We start from the raw sequence: 16,328 nt of genomic DNA, 5'->3' as shown, positions 1-16,328 counted from the left end.
TAGCCTTGTCCATTTTTAAGGCTTCGCCTACGGTCCGGCCGTCCAACGCGACGATGCGGGAGAGATCGAAGCGACAACATTCGTGTTGTTGCCTTCGGCGCCGACGGAGCAACCGCCCCGGAAACTCTCAGGCAAAAGGACTGTATCGTCAGGACGATCTGGAGAGAGACGAACATGGCCGCACATCAAGGGCCATGACGTCCACCGAAGGGGATAGTTCGCTTCTGGCTCCGGCCCGATGCGGATCAAGCTCTCAGGTACCGTGACAGATGGGGCGCCGGATGCCGGTTTCACCGGTGGTTCGGCGACTCTAACCCACGGGAGCCTGAAGACCATCAGCCACATATTGCGATCATCGGCGCCGGCATCACCGGCGTTACGACGGCCTATGCCCTGCTTGAACGCGGCTACAAGGTGACTGTCCTCGACAGGCATCGCTACGCCGGGATGGAAACCTCGTTCGCCAATGGCGGACAGCTTTCCGCCAGCAACGCCGAAGTCTGGAACAGTGCTGCGACCATCCTCAAGGGTCTGCGCTGGATGCTCAGAAGCGACGCGCCGCTGCTGATGAACCCGAAGCCGAGCTGGCACAAATATTCCTGGATCGGCGAGTTCGTCGGCGGCATCACGCGCTATCGCAGCAACACGATCGAGACCACGCGGCTCGCAATCGAAGCGCGCAAGCACCTGTTCTCGATCGCACAGCGCGAGAATATCGCCTTCGATCTCGAACGCCGCGGCATCCTGCACGTCTATCACGACAAGGCCGGGTTCGAGGCGGGCCTGCGGGTCAACACGCTGCTGCAGCAAGGCGGGCTCGACCGCCGGCCGGTGACCCCGGACGAAATCCGCGTCATCGAACCCGCGCTGCAGACAACCTGCTATGGCGGCTTCTTCACGCCGTCGGACGCGACCGGCGATATCCACAAATTCACGCGCGGGCTTGCCGACGCCTGCATCCGCCGTGGCGCGAGCTTTGTCCATGAAGCCGACGTCGACACGATCGCACGCGGCGATGACGGCTTCCGCATCGACTGGAACGAAGTTGCTTCAGATGATGCTGCGGTCGCGACGCGGCAGCAATTGCAAGCGGACGGGATCGTGATTTGCGCCGGCGTGGCGAGCCGCCACTTCGCCAGCCTGCTCAACGACCGCGTCAATGTCTATCCGGTGAAGGGCTATTCGATCACGGTGCAGCTCGATGCGCCGCAAAGCCGGAACGCGGCCCCAACCGTCAGCCTACTCGATGAAGCTGCGAAGATCGTCACCAGCCGGCTCGGCGCCGACCGCTTCCGCATCGCCGGCACCGCCGAGTTCAACGGCTTCAACCGCGACATTCGCGCCGACCGCATTCAACCGCTGGTGGATTGGGTGCGGCATCATTTCCCAAGGATCGATACGTCGAAAGTCGTGCCCTGGGCAGGCCTGCGCCCGATGATGCCGAACATGATGCCGGTGGTTCGCGCCGGACGGATTCCGGGCGTGTTCTACAACACGGGCCACGGTCATCTCGGCTGGACGCTGTCGGCGGCGACGGCGCAGATAGTAGCCCAGGCGATCGACGATTGGCGCGACCTCGACACGCCGCCGATGGCGCCGTCGTTCGGTGCCGGGCTCGACGTGTCCACTAACGCGCGCAAAGCTGAAATCAATCCACCTTCCAGTGGACTGCTTCGAACTTCACCGGAGGAATAATCGCGGCCAACAGGACTGATTAGCTGCACCGCAAAAACCGCAGCACCGATGGCATGGGACTTGCTCAAGTTCTACCGTGAGTCTGCTACCATCTGTGCTACGGTCTGGTGTGCAACGGTCCCGCTGGGGACTTCATCGACCACAACCCAACGGATCAAATTTGCTCGGATATCTGCTTCGCCGCATCCTCGCCGCCATTCCCGTGATGGGCGTGGTGGCTCTGTTCGTGTTCCTGTTGCTGCGGCTGACGCCGGGCGACCCGGCCGCCATCCTCGCCGGCGACAACGCGACGCCCGAACAACTCGAACGCATCCGGACCTCGCTCGGTCTGAACGAGCCGATCTACATCCAGTTCTATACCTGGGTCGCCAAGTTGCTGCACGGCGACCTCGGCGTGTCCCTGATCTCGAACAAGCCGATCCTCGAGATGATCGGCCCGCGTCTCGAGCCTTCGATCTCGGTCGCGCTGGCCACCATCATCCTCTCGATCCTGGTCGCGGTGCCGCTCGGCGTGATCGCGGCGTGGAAACACGGCACCTGGATCGACCGTTTCGTGATGGGACTGTCGGTGCTCGGCTTCTCGGTGCCGGTGTTCGTGATCGGCTATGTGCTGATCCAGATCTTTGCGATCGATCTGCGCTGGGTGCCGGTGCAGGGCTTCAAGAGCATCTCGGCCGGCTTCGGCCCGTTCTTTGAGCGCATCATCCTGCCGACCTGCACCCTCTCCTTCATCTACGTCGCCCTGATCGCGCGCATGACGCGGGCATCGATGCTCGACGTGCTCGGTGAGGATTACGTGCGCACGGCGCGGGCCAAGGGCATCGGCGAGACCGGCGTGCTGCTGCGCCATGCGCTGCGCAACGCGGCCGTGCCGGTCATCACGGTGATCGGTTCCGGCTTCGCGCTGTTGATCTCCGGGGTCGTCGTCACCGAAAGCGTGTTCAACCTGCCCGGCATCGGCCGCCTCACCGTCGATGCGGTGCTGGCGCGCGACTATCCGGTGATCCAGGCGATGATCCTGTTGACGTCGGGTATCTACGTCGCGGTCAATCTGTTGATCGACCTCGCCTACACCCTGCTCGATCCTCGTATCCGGTACTGAGCAATGGCGATCGAAACCCTTCCCGAATCCTCTATTCCCGTTACCCGGCCGTTCCGCGTCAAGTTCGGCTTCCTGACGTCGACGCCGATCATCGCGATTGCGACGATCTGCCTCGCCCTCATCATCCTGATGGCGATCTTCGCGCCGCTGCTTGCGCCGCACGATCCGCTGCTGCTGACGCCGTCGCAGCGGCTGAAGCCGTCGAGCGCGCAATATCTGCTCGGCACCGACGCCTATGGCCGCGACCTGTTGTCGCGCATCATCTACGGCGCACGGATCTCGCTGGTGATCGGGCTCGGCGCCGCCGTCTGCTCGATCGCCATCGGCCTTCTGATCGGCCTCGTCGCCGGCTTCTTCCGCTGGGTCGATGCGGTGCTGATGCGCGTGATGGACGGCTTGATGGCGATCCCCGCCATCCTGCTCGCGATCGCCGTGGTGTCGCTGTCGGGTGCCAGCATCTGGACCGTGATGGTCGCGATCACCATCCCCGAGATCCCGCGCGTGGCGCGGCTGGTACGCTCGGTGGTGCTGACCGCACGCGAGGAACCTTATGTCGAGGCCGCGATCTCGCTCGGCACCAGCCTGCCGAAGATCATGTGGCGGCATTTGATGCCGAACACCATCGCGCCGCTGATCGTGCAAGGCACCTATGTCTGCGCGTCAGCAATCCTGACCGAGGCGATCCTGTCGTTCCTCGGCGCCGGCATCTCGCCGGAAACGCCGACCTGGGGCAACATCATGGCCGAGGGCCGCGCCTATTTCCAGGTCAAGCCGTCGCTGATCTTCTGGCCGGGGCTGCTGCTCTCGATCGCCATTCTCAGCGTCAACCTGATCGGCGACGCCGCGCGTGACGCGCTCGATCCCCGCATGAAGCAGCGTGAGGGCAAGTGACGGCTTCAATGCCAATTGAAGCCGTCATCCCGGGGCGGTGCGAAGCACCGAACCCGGGATCTCGAGATTCCGGGTTCGATGCTTCGCATCGCCCCGGAATGACAGTGGACAAATTCCGTCGCCGCGCTCACCGCAGCCGCGCCAAGAGAACCTGACATGACCAACGTCGTCCTCGACATCAACAATCTCGTCGTCGGCCTCGGCCGCAAGGCGGATGCGCATCGCATCATCGACGACCTGTCGCTACAGGTCCGTGAAAGCGAGACGCTGTGCCTTGTCGGCGAAAGCGGCTCGGGCAAGTCGGTCACCTCGCTCACCGTGATGGGCCTGTTGCAGAAGGGCACGCTGGTGCCGTCCGGCGGCAGCGTCAAACTGGTCGGCGAGGAACTGCTTACCGCGAGCGACCGGCGGCTGCGGCAGCTGCGCGCCACGCGGATGGCGATGATCTTCCAGGAGCCGATGACCGCGCTCAATCCCGTCGTGCCGGTCGGCCGCCAGATCGACGAGGTGCTGCGCGCCCACACCGATCTCGACGCCCGCGCGCGGCGCCAGAAGATTTTGGCGATGATGGAGCATGTGCGGCTGCCGGACGTCGAGCGCATCTTCTCCTCCTACCCGCACCGCCTGTCGGGCGGTCAGCGCCAGCGCATCATGATCGCGATGGCATTGGTGCTGGAGCCGAAGCTCCTGATCGCCGATGAGCCGACCACCGCGCTCGACGTCACCACGCAGAAGCAGATCCTCACCTTGATCCGCGACCTGCAACGCGATCACGGCACCGCTGTTCTGTTCATCACCCACGACATGGGCGTGGTGGCCGAGATCGCCGACCGCGTCGCGGTGATGCGGCACGGCCGCCTGGTCGAAACCGGCCCGTTGCAGGACGTGCTGCGCAATCCGAAGATGGAGTACACCCGCAACCTGCTGTCCTCGGTGCCGAGCCTCGTGCCGCGCGCGCCGCGCCCGGAGACGACCGAGCCGGTGGTGCTGGAAGCCAACGAGCTCGGCAAGATCTACCGGGAGCGGTCGCTGTACGGCAAAGCCCGCGAGGTCGCCGCCGCCAGCAACGTTACCCTCACCTTGCGCAAGGGCCGCACGCTTGGCATCGTCGGCGAAAGCGGTTCCGGCAAGTCGACGGTCGCGCGCTGCATCGTCCGCCTGATCGATCCGACCTCGGGCGGGGTGCGCCTCGCCGGCCGCGAGATCTCCGACCTGTCGCGCCGGCTGTTGCAGCCGCATCGCCAGAAGATCCAGATCATCTTCCAGGATCCCTACCGTTCGCTCAATCCCCGCGTCACCGTCGGCGAGAGCATCGCGGAAGGCCCGGTCAATTACGGCATGCCGCGCAAGGATGCGCTGGCGCGGGCGCGCGAGCTGCTCGAGCTCGTCCATTTGCCGCCCGACGCGATCTCGCGCTATCCGCACCAGTTCTCCGGCGGCCAGCGCCAGCGCATCGCGATCGCGCGCGCGCTGGCGCTCGATCCCGACGTGCTCGTCGCGGATGAAGCGGTATCCGCACTCGACGTCTCGGTGCAGGCGCAGGTGCTGGATCTGCTTGACGAGATCCAGCGCCGGCTTGGCATCGCGCTGCTGTTCATCACGCATGATTTGCGCGTCGCCGCACAAATCTGCGACGACGTCGCCGTGATGCAGCATGGTCGCGTCGTGGAACAGGGACCGGCCGCCGAGGTGTTGACCAATCCGCAGCAGGCCTATACCCGCGCGCTGCTCGATGCGGCGCCCGGACGCGGCTGGGATTTTGCGAATTTCCGCCCGGTTTCGGAAGGCCTCGTGGCAACGGCCTAGCAATCCGTAGCCCGGATGCAGCGAAGCGAAAATCCGGGGGAATCTCAGTCGCCCAAAACACCCCGGATTGCGCTTCGCTGCATCCGGGCTACATGGGGCCCTCCGCGGACCGCGCTGAGGGCATGCAAATCCGGAAGTGCTCCACGGCTTGCGCTTGGCGCGACGACACGCTTAACGTCGCGCGCTAGAGCGTGGCCCTGAAGGTGGACACCGGTCTTCCCCGGAGATCACGCTCCAACCAACGCGATGAGATCATGACGCGCGTCGTCACGATCGCATCATGATCGAAGAAACGTATCGAGACCAACTTGATGACCCGCATTGCCGTTGGCGGCTTCCTGCACGAGACCAATACCTTCGCACCGACGAAGGCAACCTATGACGATTTCGTGCATGGCGGCGGCTGGCCGTCGATGACGCATGGCACCGACGTGCTCAAGGTCATGCGCAAGATCAATGTCGGCCTTGCCGGGTTTGTCGAGGCGGCGGAAGCCAATGGCTGGGAGCTGGCGCCGACGATCTTCGCCGCGGCGAGCCCGTCGGCCCATGTCAGCAAGGATGCGTACGAGCGGATCGTGACGGAAATGGTCGACGGCATCGCCGCGGCCGGACCGATCGACGCCGTCTATCTCGATCTGCACGGCGCCATGGTCACCGAGCATTATGACGACGGTGAAGGCGAAACGCTGGCCCGCGTGCGCAAAGCGATCGGCAACGACCTGCCGCTGGTGGCGAGCCTCGATCTGCATGCGAACGTTTCACCAAAGATGATCGGACATGCCGATGCGCTGATCGCCTACCGTACCTATCCGCATGTCGACATGGCCGAAACCGGCCGCGCCTGCGCCCGGCATCTGGCGCTGATGCTCAAGTCCAGGCAGCGCTTCGCCAAGGCATTCCGGCAATTGCCGTTCCTGATCCCGATCAGCTGGCAGTGCACCAACGACCAGCCCACAAAAGGCATCTATCAAAAGCTCGCCGCGCTCGAGAGCGACGCGGTGCCGACGCTGTCGTTTGCGCCGGGCTTCCCCGCGGCCGATTTCAGGGATTGCGGGCCGAGCGTGTTCGCCTATGGCCGGACCCAGGCCGAAGCGGATGCAGCCGCCGACAAGGTCGTCGCCCTGGTCGAGAGCCATGAGGATGATTTCGACGGCCGGATCTATTCGCCCGACGAAGGCGTGCGGCTGGCGATGGAACTGGCGAAATCGGCCAGCCGGCCGATCATCATCGCCGACACCCAGGACAATCCCGGCGCTGGCGGCGATTCCGACACCACCGGCATGCTGCGCGCGCTGGTGCGCAATAAGGCGAGTGCCGCAACCGGCGTGATCTATGATCCGCAGTCCGCGAAGGCCGCGCACACCGCCGGTGTCGGGGCATCAGTCACGCTCGAGCTCGGCGGCAAGTCCGGTATTCCCGGCGACGCCCCATACAAAGAAACTTTCGTCGTCGAACAGCTCTCGGACGGCAAATTCGTGGCTCCCGGTCCCTATTTCGGCGGCCGCGACATGGATATGGGCCCCTCGGCCTGCCTGCGGGTCGGCGACGTCCGCGTCGTGGTCGGCTCCTACAAGGCCCAGCTTGCCGACCAGGCGATGTACCGCTATGTCGGCATCGAGCCGACGGCACAGAAGATTTTGGTCAACAAGAGCTCGGTGCACTTCCGCGCCGATTTCGAGCCGATCGCCGAGAAACTGCTGATTTGCGCCGCCCCCGGCGCGATGCCCGCCGATACCGCTACGCTGCCGTGGAAACATTTGCGTCCCGGCATTCGTATCAAGCCGAACGGCCCTGCTTTCACACCCACCTCCCCATCACGCACAAACGGATAGAGATCATGCCGACCATCGAGCGCATCGACAGTTTTGCCGACGAACTCACCGCCATCAGACGGGATCTGCATGCGCATCCCGAGATCGGCTTCGAGGAGGTCCGCACCTCAGGCATCGTCGCCGACAAGCTGACGAGCTGGGGCATCGAGGTGCATCGCGGCCTCGGCGGCACCGGCGTGGTCGGCGTGCTCAAGGGCAAGGGCAACGGCACCAAGAAGATCGGCCTGCGCGCCGACATGGACGCGCTGCCGATGGAGGAGAACACCAATCTGAAGTGGCGTTCGACCATTCCCGGCCGCTTCCATGGCTGCGGCCATGACGGTCACACCACGATGCTGCTCGGCTCGGCGCGCTATCTCGCCGAGACCCGCAATTTCGACGGCACCGTGCATTTCATCTTCCAGCCGGCCGAGGAAGGCCTCGGCGGCGCGCGCGCCATGATCAAGGACGGCCTGTTCAAGCAGTTCCCCTGCGACGAGGTCTATGGCCTGCACAACGCACCCGACCTGAACCATGGCGAGATCGCGATCCTGCCGGGCCCGGCAATGGCCGCAGCCGACTTCTTCGACATCAGGATCCAGGGCTACGGCGCGCATGGCGCGATGCCGGAGCGCTCCAAGGACGCGGTCGTGATCGCAATGACGCTCGGACAGGCGTTGCAGTCGATCGTCAGCCGCAACGTCGATCCGCTGCAGGCTGCGGTGCTGTCGATCACGCAGATCCATTCCGGGTCGGCGTACAACGTCATTCCCGGCGAAGCCTGGATGTGCGGCACGGTGCGCTGCTTCTCCGACGAGATCCGTGAGCTGATCCGCAAGCGCATGCGCGAAATCGCTGCCGGCTTTGCCGTGGCCTATGGCGCCGAAATCTCGGTCGAGATCCGCGATGGCTTCAGCGTGCTGGTGAACCAGGAAGAGCAGTCCCGCGTGGTCGAGGAAGTCGCGCGCACCGTCGTCGACCCCGCCAAGGTGATTACGCGCTCGACGCCCAAGATGGGCAGCGAGGATTTCGCCGACATGATGCAGGCCATTCCCGGCGCGTATTTCTGGGTCGGCCATGACGGCTCCGTGCCCGTTCACAATCCCGGTTACGTTCTCGACGACAAGATCCTGCCGATCGGCGCCAGCATGTTCGCCCGCATCATCGAGAAACGCATGCCGGCAGGTGCGCATGCATAAGCCCAAAGGGGACGCCATCACGTCGCTGCACGATCTCTCCGCCGTCGACCTGCTCGCCGGCTATCGTGCCAAGCAGTTCTCGCCGTCCGAGGTGCTGGAGGAAATCATCTCCCAGGTCGCGACCTGGGAGCCGCACATCAAGGCGCTGTATCTGTACGACCCGGAAGGGGCGCGGAAGGTCGCCAAGACCTCGACCGAGCGCTGGCAGCAAGCCGAGCCGGCCGGCACGCTCGATGGCGTTCCCGCCACCATCAAGGACAATGTCGCGACCAAGGGGCAGCCGGTGCCGCTGGGCGCGGCTAGCGTCACGCTGGCGCCCGCGGAGAAGGATGCACCGCCTGCGGCGCGGCTGCGCGAGGCCGGCTGCGTGATCTTCTCCAAGACCACGATGCCGGACTACGGCATGCTGTCGTCGGGCCTGTCGTCGTTCCATCCCCTGACCCGCAATCCCTGGGATGTCAGCAAGAACCCCGGCGGCTCGAGTGCCGGCGCGGGCGCGGCAGGTGCTGCCGGCTACGGTCCCTTGCATCTCGGCACCGATATCGGCGGATCGGTGCGGCTGCCGGCCAACTGGTGCGGCCTTGTCGCATTGAAGCCGAGCCTCGGCCGCGTGCCGATCGACCCGCCCTATGTCGGCCGCGTCGCCGGTCCGATGACCCGCACCGTCGACGACGCGGCGCTGATGATGAGCGTGCTGTCGCGTCCCGACCGCCGCGACGGCATGAGCCTGCCGGCGCTCGAGGTGAACTGGAAGGCACTGGAGAAGTCGCCGCGCAAGCTGCGCATCGGGCTGATGCTTGACGCCGGCTCCGGCCAGAAGGTCGAGAAGGAGGTTCGCGAGGTCGTCGTGAAGGCGGCGAAGGCGTTCGAATCCGCCGGCGCCGTCATCACCGAGATCGACGGCATCCTGACGCCCGAGATGCTCGAAGGGCTCGACAATTTCTGGCGCGCCCGGACCTGGGACGAACTGTCGAAACTGTCGCAGGCCGACCGCGGCAAGACCCTGCCCTACATCCTCAACTGGGCAGAGGCCGGCGCAAAGCTCTCCGGGGTCGATGTGGTGCGCGGCTTCAACCAGACGATGGCGATCCGCGCGGCCGCCGCGAAATTGTTCTGCGAGGTCGACTACGTGATCTCGCCGGTGTCGCCGGTGGTGAACTTCCCGGCCGAGTTCGCAGCGCCGCTCAACGACCCGGCAAAGCCGTTCGAGCACATCTGCTTTACCGTACCGTGGAATATGTCGGAGAACCCCGCGCTGTCGATCAACGGCGGCTACGACAAGAAGGGCTTTCCGATCGGCGTCCAGATCATCGGCCGCCGCTTCGACGACATCGGCGTGCTCGGCATGGGCAAGGCGTTCGAAGGCCTGCGCGACCCGCAGAAGCCGTGGCCGACGCCGCCGAAGAAGTAAAGCAGCGCCTCAACGCAAGTCGGGATGCGCGGAGCCAGGCCCGCGCATCCCTGTTCTTCACAAGGGATGATTGCCGGGTTAACTGGATGGAGACGCGCGCCAGCGCCGTTCATTCAAGAAAACCGAGAGGAAATCATCCCCATGGCGTATGAGACGATCAAGTACGAGGTCGCCGAGCAGATCCTGACCATCACGCTGAACCGGCCCGACAAGCTCAACGCCTTCAACGCCACGATGCAGCAGGAGCTGATCGACGCGTTCGACAAAGCAGACAAGGACGACGACGTCAGGGCCATCATCGTGACAGGTGCGGGCCGCGGTTTCTGCGCCGGCGCCGATCTTTCATCCGGCGCCAACACGTTCGACCGCGATGCGCGGCGCGGTCCGGTCAAGCGCAATGCCGACGGCAGCGTCGACTACAGCGATCCGCAGGTGCGCGACGGCGGCGGGCAAGTGACGCTGCGGATCTTCAAGTGCCTGAAGCCGGTGATCGCCGCTGTGAACGGCCCGGCGGTCGGCATCGGCGTCACCATGCAGCTTGCGATGGATATCCGCATCGCTTCCGACGCCGCGCGGTTCGGCTTCGTGTTCTCCCAGCGCGGCATCGTGCCGGAAGCCGCATCGAGCTGGTTCCTGCCGCGCATCGTCGGCATCTCGCAGGCGCTGGAATGGTGCTACTCCGGCCGCGTCTTCCCGGCGCAGGAAGCGCTCACCGGCCGACTCGTCAGCAAGGTGGTGCCGCCGGACGATCTGTTGCCCACCGCGCGTGCGCTCGCCAAGGAGTTCGCGGCCAAGACGGCGCCGGTGTCGGTGGCGCTGATCCGCCAGATGATGTGGCGCATGCTGGGCGCCGACGATCCGATGGAGGCGCACAAGGTCGACAGTCGCGGCATCTATGCCCGCGGCCGCTCCGATGACGTCAAGGAAGGCGTGGTGTCATTCCTGGAAAAGCGCCCCGCGCAGTTCAAGAACAAGGTTTCGTCGGACATGCCCGATTATTTCCCGTGGTGGCAAGAGCGCGACTATAAGTGAGCGAACGGCGTCAAGCGGCGTCCACGCTTGCCGGCGTCGTCCTGTTGCACGGCATCAGCAGGACGGCGCGCTCGTTTCGCAAGATGGAGCTGGCGCTGAGGGCTGCCGGCTTTGCCACCCTCAATCTCGACTATGACAGCCGGCGCAAGCCACTCGACGCGCTGGCCGAGGACATCCATCCTTCGCTCGATCAATTCGCGCGCAGCCTCGACGGCACCGTGCATTTCGCCTGCCATTCCATGGGCGGGCTTCTGGCACGCGTCTATCTGGCAAGGCATCGCCCGGCGCGGCTCGGCCGCGTCGTGATGCTGGGCACACCGAACGGCGGCAGCGAGATCGCCGACCGGCTGAAGAACCTCGCGGCTTATCGCGCCTATTTCGGTCCGGCCGGCCAGCAGCTCGTCACCCGCCGCGATGCCGCGACCAGCGCGTTGCTGCCGCCGATCGACTATTCCGCCGGCATCATTGCCGGCAACCGCTCGGTCTATCCGATCACATCCATCGGCCTGCCGCGGCCGCATGACGGACGGGTGTCGGTCGCCAACACCCGGCTCGACGGCATGGCCGATCACATCGTGATCCGCACCTCGCATCCCTGGCTGGTGCGCAACGCCGAAGCGATCGCGCAGACCATCGCGTTCTTGCAAGAGGGGAAATTCAGCACAAATCGTCGGGTGGACTAAGGGCGCGGACTGATTGGCGCGCAGCCAGACCCGGTCGCGAATGACCCGACGCGGAGACGTCGGAGTGCCCTGCTTCGCTCAGTCGGCGTCGGCGTTACCCATCCTGTGCAGCTTGAGCATGGCATAGACCGCATTGTTGGCCGGTGTAGGAATGCCGAGCGGGCGGGCGAACTCCACCACCTTTCCGGCGAGCCAGTCGAGTTCGAGCCGGTTGCCGCGTTCGAGATCGTGCAGCATGGAAGCCTTGAAGGTGGGCGGCGAGGCTTCTGCGAATTTCATTCTGTCCTCGGCGAAATTCTCCGGAATCGGAACGCCCTTGGCACGGCCGACCGCTACCACCTCGCTCATCAGACTGTAGAAGAACGCCCGCGTATCCGGGTCGGCCAAGATCGGCCCCAGCGGCTGGCGAGTCGTTGCGGTGGCGCCTGATAGTCCGACGAGGAATACGAATTTCTGCCAGCGCTCCCGGTCGATCCCGTCGGACACCGAGATGTCGATTCCGGCCGCATGAGCGGCGTCGGCAAAGGCTTTGAGGCCCTCATCGGGCTTGCCGTCGGTTCGGCCGCAGACCATGCGCGCGAACTGGCTCGTGTGGGTGACGACGCCAGGCGCGGACAGCACCGTAGCAATATAGGCACTTCCGGCGACCACGTTGTCGGCGCCGAGAATCGGGGCGATCCTCTCCGCGCTATCGACCCCGTTCTGCAACGGGATCACCCGGGTGCGGGGCCCGACCAGGGGGAGAGACGACCTGGCTGCCGTCTCGCTGTCCCAAAGCTTGACCGCGAACAGAACGATATCGACCGGGCCGACCGTGGCAGGGTCATCGGTCGCGTTGGGCTCAGGCAAATGAAGATTGCCAAGCACACTCTCGACCTTGAGACCGTTTTTCCTGATCGCCTCGAGGTTGGAGCCGCGTGCGATAAAGAACACGTCGTGCCCTGCCGCAGCCATACGTGCTCCGAAATAACCGCCGAGGGCACCGGCCGCCATCACAGCGATACGCATGTCATCCTCCACCCTGCCACGACACTCAGCCGGCAGAGAGTATCACGCGGCGGACCCGGGTTCGATTCCTTGAACGTCAGGCCCATCGCGTCATTTGGCTGCACTGCAGAATTTGAGCGCTATCGGTGCACGGCGGACGCTGGCAAGCCGCCTGCCCGACAGCTCTGTGGTTTCACGGCCTCGTCAGCAGCGCCACACGCCCGATCGCCTTGCGCTCGATCAACAGCCGCATCGCCTTCGCATAGTCTTCCAGCGGCAGCCGGTGCGAGATATTCGGCCGCACCCGGCCGCCTTCGGCCCATTCGCTCAGCGCCTTGAACCTGACCTCGCCGAGCGCGGGATCCTTGCGCACCGCCTCGCCGGCGCGAACGCCGAGCACGCTCGCCCCCTTGATCATCAACAGATTGGTGCGGGCAAGACCGATGCCGCCGGTGAAGCCGACGACGAGAATCCGCGCGCCCCAGTTGATGCAGCGCATCGAGTTCTCGAACACCTCGCCACCGACAGGATCGAACACGACATCGGCGCCGCGGCCGTCGGTGAGGCGCTTGACCGCATCGCGGAACGGCTCGCGCGCATAGAGCACGAGATGATCCGCGCCGCGCGCCTTGGCGATCGCAAGCTTCTCCTCGCTCGAGGCCGCGGCGATCACGGTGGCGCCGAGCAGCTTGCCGATCTCGACCGCGGCAAGCCCGACACCGCCGCCGGCGCCGTGCACCAGCAGCACCTCGCCCGGCTTGATCTGTCCGCGATCGATCAGCGCGTGATACGCGGTGCCGTGCGCGGCCAGGAAGGTTGCGCCTTCCGCGTAGTCGAAAGTCGACGGCACCGGCACGAGCTGCGACGGCGTTGCAACCGTCTCGTCGCAATAGGCGCCGAAGCGCATCTTGACGATCACCTTGTCGCCGACGGCAACACCGGATGCTCCATTGACCTCGACAACATCGCCGGCAGCTTCCGAGCCCGGCGTGAACGGCAGCGGCGGCTTGAGCTGGTACTCGCCGGCGGCCATCAGGATGTCCGGAAAGTTGATCCCGGCGGCCCGGATCGCAACCCGCACCTGGCCCGGCTGCAAAGGCACCGAGGCAAAGTTCTCGAGCTGTAGACGCTCGGGCGGCCCGAGCTCGCGGCAAACGACGGCTTTCGGCATCAGGCGGCTCGCGCCTTGAGACGTGCCAGCGCCTCGCGGATCAGCGGCAGGCGATCGTTGCCGAAATACATGTCGGTCTTGTCGAGATAGATCGTCGGCGAGCCGAAGCCGCCGCGCGCCATCACCTCCTCGGTGTTGGCCTTGAGTTGATCCTTGATCGCCTGGTCGCCGATGCCGGCAAGGAACTGCGCCGGATCGATCCCGAGCTTGCTGCAGATCTCGGTCAGCACCGCATCCTGCGAGATGTCCTTGTCGTCACCCCAATAGGCCTCGAACACTGCGCGTGCGAACGGCACCATCTTCTCGTTGCCAAGAAGGATGCAGCCGCGCATCGCCTTGACGCTGTTCACCGGGAACACGGTCGGCGGCATCTTGATCGCAAGGCCGGCCGAGCGCGCCCAGTCGGTGAGATCCTTCTTCATGTAGCGCGCCTTCAGCGGCACCGGCTTCTCGCGCTGGGCGTAGACCGACGGATTGACGGTGTTGAAGATGCCGCCGACCAGGATCGGTCGCCAGGTGATCGGCGCGTCGAACTCCTTCGCGATCGGCTGGATGTTGTGCCAGGCGAGATAGGTCCACGGGCTGGAGCAGTCGAAGAAGAATTCGATCATGGCGTTTCCCTTTGTCTTTTCCGCATTCATTCTCGTCATTCCGGGATGCGCCGCAAGGCGCAGAGCTCGCGACTGTGTCGCGCCACGGAATAACGGGCATCATTTCTTCTCGACCAGCTCCTTTGCACGCTGGCCGAACATGTTCTTGCGTGATTCCTCGTCAAACGGCTCCTTGACGAATTTTCCGATCGCAAGGCCCGCCTGCACCTGCGGCCGGGCGCGCACCGTCGCGTACCAGCGCTTGATGTTCGGGAAATCGTCGAGGGTGAAGCCCTGCGCCTTGTGGGTCATGGTCCAGGGGAAGCAGGCGATGTCGGCGATCGAATAGTCGTCGCCGGCGATATAGGCGCCGGTCCTGCCGAGCTGGCGGTCGAGCACGCCGTAGAGCCGCGCCGTCTCGTCGCGGTAGCGCTCGATCGCGTAGGGAATCTTCTCGGCCGCGTACAGCGCGAAATGGCCGTGCTGGCCGAGCATCGGCCCGAGGCCGCCCATCTGCCACATCACCCATTGGATGACGTTCGACCGCCCACGCAGCTCCCTGGACAGGAAACGGCCGGCCTTGTCGGCGAGATAGATCAGGATCGCACCGGTCTCGAACACCGAGAACGGCCCGCCGCCGTCGGCGGGCGCATGGTCGACGATGGCGGGGATCCGGTTGTTCGGGCTGATCGCCAGGAATTCGGGCCGAAACTGCTCGCCGGCGCGGATGTTCACCGGGATCACCTTGTAGGGCAGCCCCAGCTCCTCCAGCATGATCGAGATCTTCCAGCCGTTCGGCGTCGGCGCGTAGTACAGATCGATCATCGGCGTTCTATTCCCCGTCACAAAGACTTTTGTTGTTCTGTACCTCCACCTTAGGACATGGCACACAGGCGCTCAATCAGAACCAAACAGGAGGCACCCATGCTGTTTCCAACCACGATCGCAGGCTCGCTGCCGAAGCCGGAATGGCTGGCGGAGCCGAACATGCTGTGGGCACCCTGGAAGTCGGAGGGCGCCGAGCTCGCCCGCGCCAAGCGCGATGCCACGGTGCTCGCGGTCAAGCTGCAGGAGGATGCCGGCGTCGACATCGTCACCGAGGGCGAGCAGGCGCGCCAGCATTTCGTGCACGGCTTCCTCGAGCGGATCGAGGGCATCGATTTCGCCCACAAGGTCGAGATGGGCATCCGCAAGGACCGCTATAAGGCGATGGTGCCGCAGGTGGTCGCACCGCTTCAGCTCAAGGGGCGCGTCCACGAGAGCGAGGCCCGTGCGGCACGCGCGCACACCAGGAACCGGCTGAAATTCACCCTGCCCGGCCCGATGACGATCATCGATACCATCGCCGACAAATATTACGGCGACCGCGTAAAGATGGCCTTCGCTTTCGCCGAGCTTTTGAATCAGGAGGCGAAGGCGTTGCAGGCCGACGGCGTCGACATGATCCAGTTCGACGAGCCTGCGTTCAACGTCTACATGGACCAAGTGCGCGACTGGGGCATCAAGGCCCTGGAGCGCGCCGCCGAAGGCCTGACCTGCGCCACCGCCGTGCACATCTGCTACGGCTACGGCATCAAGGCCAACACCGACTGGAAGCAGACGCTTGGCGGCGAGTGGCGGCAATACGAGGAGACCTTCCCGGTCATCGACAAGAGCTCGATCCAGCAGGTCGCGATCGAATGCCGCAACTCGAAGGTGCCGATCGAGCTGCTGGCGGCGCTCCCCGGCAAGATCGTGCAGGCCGGCGTGATCGACGTCGCCAGCGACGAGATCGAGACCGCCGAGGACGTCGTCAAGGTGATCGAGGCGGTCGCCAAGCACGTGCCGAAGGGCAACATCATCGCGACCACCAATTGCGGCATGGCGCCGATGCGGCGGGACATCGCCGAAGCCAAGCTGATCGCGCTGGGCGCCGGTGCCAAGCTGGCGCGGCAGCGGCTGGCGTAAGGA

14 protein-coding genes and 2 riboswitches are annotated in these 16,328 nt (G+C 64.9%); of the genes, 10 read left to right on the top strand and 4 right to left on the bottom strand.

What is annotated here, in order from left to right:
- Positions 1–46: 46 nt before the first annotated feature.
- Positions 47–153, top strand: a riboswitch (glycine riboswitch).
- 3 nt (positions 154–156) lie between these two features.
- Positions 157–271, top strand: a riboswitch (glycine riboswitch).
- 74 nt (positions 272–345) lie between these two features.
- The 9 genes from IF803_RS05045 (at position 346) to IF803_RS05005 (ending at position 11,630) form a co-directional block, all read left to right on the top strand.
- Positions 346–1,695, top strand: a complete 1,350-nt coding sequence (locus IF803_RS05045; RefSeq protein WP_461191535.1) for a D-amino acid dehydrogenase — start codon at positions 346–348, stop codon at positions 1,693–1,695.
- Positions 1,696–1,855: 160 nt separating this feature from the next.
- Complete coding sequence (locus IF803_RS05040) at positions 1,856–2,797, top strand: ABC transporter permease (RefSeq protein WP_018272343.1); 942 nt, start codon at positions 1,856–1,858, stop codon at positions 2,795–2,797.
- Positions 2,798–2,800: 3 nt separating this feature from the next.
- Positions 2,801–3,688 carry an ABC transporter permease gene (locus IF803_RS05035; RefSeq protein WP_038383303.1) on the top strand — a complete coding sequence of 296 codons (888 nt, stop codon included), beginning with the start codon at positions 2,801–2,803 and terminating at the stop codon, positions 3,686–3,688.
- A gap of 156 nt (positions 3,689–3,844) precedes the next feature.
- Complete coding sequence (locus tag IF803_RS05030) at positions 3,845–5,494, top strand: ABC transporter ATP-binding protein (RefSeq protein ID WP_461191470.1); 1,650 nt, start codon at positions 3,845–3,847, stop codon at positions 5,492–5,494.
- Between the two features lie 311 nt (positions 5,495–5,805).
- Positions 5,806–7,326: a M81 family metallopeptidase gene (locus IF803_RS05025; RefSeq protein WP_461191469.1), complete on the top strand. Its 1,521-nt coding sequence runs from the start codon at positions 5,806–5,808 to the stop codon at positions 7,324–7,326.
- 5 nt (positions 7,327–7,331) lie between these two features.
- Positions 7,332–8,504, top strand: coding sequence for a M20 aminoacylase family protein (locus IF803_RS05020; protein WP_461191468.1), 1,173 nt, complete (start codon positions 7,332–7,334; stop codon positions 8,502–8,504).
- Positions 8,497–9,915 carry an amidase gene (locus tag IF803_RS05015; protein WP_461191467.1) on the top strand — a complete coding sequence of 473 codons (1,419 nt, stop codon included), beginning with the start codon at positions 8,497–8,499 and terminating at the stop codon, positions 9,913–9,915. The genes IF803_RS05020 and IF803_RS05015 overlap by 8 nt, the downstream gene beginning before the upstream one ends.
- A gap of 141 nt (positions 9,916–10,056) precedes the next feature.
- Positions 10,057–10,947: a crotonase/enoyl-CoA hydratase family protein gene (locus IF803_RS05010; protein WP_461191466.1), complete on the top strand. Its 891-nt coding sequence runs from the start codon at positions 10,057–10,059 to the stop codon at positions 10,945–10,947.
- Positions 10,944–11,630, top strand: coding sequence for an alpha/beta hydrolase (locus tag IF803_RS05005; protein WP_461191465.1), 687 nt, complete (start codon positions 10,944–10,946; stop codon positions 11,628–11,630). Before IF803_RS05010 ends, IF803_RS05005 begins: the two co-directional genes overlap by 4 nt.
- A gap of 78 nt (positions 11,631–11,708) precedes the next feature.
- Here the strand turns inward: IF803_RS05005 and IF803_RS05000 are convergent, their stop codons facing one another.
- The 4 genes from IF803_RS05000 to IF803_RS04985 all read right to left on the bottom strand — a co-directional run bounded on the left by IF803_RS05000 (position 11,709) and on the right by IF803_RS04985 (position 15,203).
- A complete protein-coding gene (locus IF803_RS05000) occupies positions 11,709–12,638 on the bottom strand; it encodes a ketopantoate reductase family protein (RefSeq protein ID WP_461191464.1) in 930 nt (309 codons plus the stop codon).
- Between the two features lie 172 nt (positions 12,639–12,810).
- Positions 12,811–13,788 (bottom strand): NADPH:quinone oxidoreductase family protein, encoded by a 978-nt coding sequence (locus IF803_RS04995; RefSeq protein WP_461191463.1) that lies wholly within the window; start codon positions 13,786–13,788, stop codon positions 12,811–12,813.
- Positions 13,788–14,399, bottom strand: coding sequence for a DsbA family protein (locus IF803_RS04990; RefSeq protein WP_461191462.1), 612 nt, complete (start codon positions 14,397–14,399; stop codon positions 13,788–13,790). The genes IF803_RS04995 and IF803_RS04990 overlap by 1 nt, the downstream gene beginning before the upstream one ends.
- A gap of 99 nt (positions 14,400–14,498) precedes the next feature.
- A complete protein-coding gene (locus IF803_RS04985) occupies positions 14,499–15,203 on the bottom strand; it encodes a glutathione binding-like protein (protein ID WP_461191461.1) in 705 nt (234 codons plus the stop codon).
- Between the two features lie 99 nt (positions 15,204–15,302).
- On the opposite strand from IF803_RS04985, the gene IF803_RS04980 reads away from it, so the two are divergent.
- Complete coding sequence (locus IF803_RS04980) at positions 15,303–16,325, top strand: methionine synthase (protein ID WP_461191460.1); 1,023 nt, start codon at positions 15,303–15,305, stop codon at positions 16,323–16,325.
- Positions 16,326–16,328: the final 3 nt, after the last annotated feature.

It is taken from the genome of Bradyrhizobium sp. UFLA06-06, assembly GCF_054820065.1.
This window is presented reverse-complemented; position numbering and strand designations above follow the sequence as displayed.